Origin of the sequence: Cecembia lonarensis LW9, from assembly GCF_000298295.1 — a bacterium.
Classification (GTDB): domain Bacteria; phylum Bacteroidota; class Bacteroidia; order Cytophagales; family Cyclobacteriaceae; genus Cecembia; species Cecembia lonarensis.
This window is the reverse complement of record NZ_AMGM01000171.1, coordinates 1-2106: the sequence shown is the minus strand read 5'-3', so window position 1 is coordinate 2106 and position 2106 is coordinate 1. Positions and strand designations below refer to the sequence as shown.

Annotated in this window: 2 protein-coding genes; one reads left to right on the top strand and one right to left on the bottom strand. The window is 46.6% G+C overall.

Translation table 11 applies throughout. From position 1 onward, the window contains the following. Nucleotides 1-268: 268 nt before the first annotated feature. Entirely contained in the window at nucleotides 269-463 is a 195-nt protein-coding gene (locus B879_RS20590) for a hypothetical protein (protein WP_040401493.1), read from the bottom strand. Nucleotides 464-627: 164 nt separating this feature from the next. Between B879_RS20590 and B879_RS20585 the strand changes: the two genes are divergently transcribed. Next, on the top strand, nucleotides 628-2106 hold a 1479-nt coding region (locus B879_RS20585), incomplete at its 3' end, for a penicillin acylase family protein (RefSeq protein ID WP_040401490.1).

Below are 2106 nucleotides of genomic sequence, written 5' to 3'. Positions count from 1 at the left end.
AATCCATTCCGACATCCGACATCCACCTTCCGACATCCGAAATTCCCACAATCATGATTCTTATGTCTTGCTTCTTGTGTCTTGCTTCTTGTGTCCTCTCTGTCACGTCCTGATTTTACTTGACACTTTTTTCATTTTCTTATCTAGAGTTCGACTCCCTTGGAGTCGGGATTCCCAAATATCAAAATTACCTCTCAACCCCGGGTTGCACCCCTACCCTTAAGGGATTAAACCCCTATCGGGGTTGTTATGTCACTAATTTAAACAATTACCTTGATGAATACCTTAAAACCTTAACTCTTAATGGTTCCGAAATCCGCCTACCGAAATTCAATTTTTCTTGCTTCTTGATTCTTGTATCTTGTTTCTTAATTCTTGTCTCTAAAGCCTCTCGTTTCTCTTCTTTTTTGCCTTTTCCCTTTTTCCTTTTTCCTTGGCTCTTGCCGAATTGCTTAATTTCCACATTTTTCTACCCCCGAAATCCGCCTTCCGCAATCCGAAATTCCCACAATCATGATTCTTGTGTCTTGCTTCTTGTGTCTTGCTTCTCACATCTCACCTCTCGCTTCTCCCCACTTGCTACTCTCCCCACAATCCTGTATTTTTCAGCAAGCAATAAACCATTCCATGAAAAAAGTATTACTCATCCTCATCCTTATTTTCTTTATAGCCATCGCCGGCTATCAGATCGTCAAATACCAACATGCGCCAAATTACAGCGGTACCATTGAAATGCCTGGGCTTCAGGCCGAGGCAGAAGTGTATTTTGATAATTTTGGGGTCCCTCATATTTATGCCGGCAACGAAGCGGATGCCTATAAGGCCCTAGGCTACATCCATGCCCAAGACCGTCTCTTCCAAATGGAAATGATGCGCCGCGTAGGCTCTGGCACCCTCGCGGAAATGCTGGGTGAAGATTTATTGGACGTGGATAAGTTTTTCCGCACCCTGGGCATTCCCAAGCATGCCGCTTGGAGTACCGAGGAATGGTTGGCAGAAGGCCCTACACCTTGGAAAGCCGCTACAGAAGCTTACATCCAAGGAGTCAACCATTTTATTCAAAATGGCAAGCTCCCCATAGAATACAGGTTGTTGGGCCATCAACCCCGTGAATTCACCATCAACGATGTACATGGTATCGTTGGTTACATGTCCTTTACCTTTGCCATGGCTATGAAAACAGACCCTTTGATCACCAAAATGGCCAGGTCCCTCAGCCCTGATTACCTGAAAGTACTTTCCATTCATACCTTACCGGAACATCATGTGATTCCTAATCATTACCCGGAAAGGGATCCGGAAACCAAGGAATTGATCTTGGAAAATAGCCTGCAGGCCATGCTGGAAAAATTGCCGGTCCCCCTTTTGGAAGGCAGCAATGCCTGGGTAATCGCCCCTTCTCGAACAGCATCGGGTGAAGTGCTTTTTCTCAATGATACACACATCGGATTCGCCCAGCCTTCTGTATGGTACGAAGCGCATATAGAATATCCCGGTTTTTCCTATTATGGCAACCACCTGGCCGGTATGCCTTTCGGACTGGTGGGCCATACCCGGCACCATAGCATTGGACTGACCATGTTTGAAAACGATGACCAGGACTTTTTTGAAGAACAACTTAACCCCAACAACCCGAATGAAACCGTATATGGGGACGAGTTCCGTCCTTTGTCCAAAAGAACAGAGTCCATTCCTGTCAAAGGAAAGGATCCCGTGGAATTTGAAATTGTGGAGTCCATCCATGGACCTATTATGAATGAGGTGATTCCGGAAATCGGAAAACTCACCGCCAATCCTGTTGCCTCTTGGTGGGTGTATGTACTGGAACCATCCAGGGCTTTGGAAGCGACTTGGAAAATGGCCAGAGCTAACAATATTCAGGAAGTAGAAGATGCCGTGCGGCTGATCCATGCCCCTGGACTGAATGTGATGTACGGGGACAAAGACGGCAATATTGCCTGGTGGGCTACGGCCAAATTGCCCATCCGACCAGATCATGTCAACAGCAAAATCTTCCTGGATGGCAGCAACCCGGCAGACGAACCAACAGGTTGGATTCCCTTTGAGGAAAACCCCATGAGCATCAATCCGCCTTCGGGCTTTGTC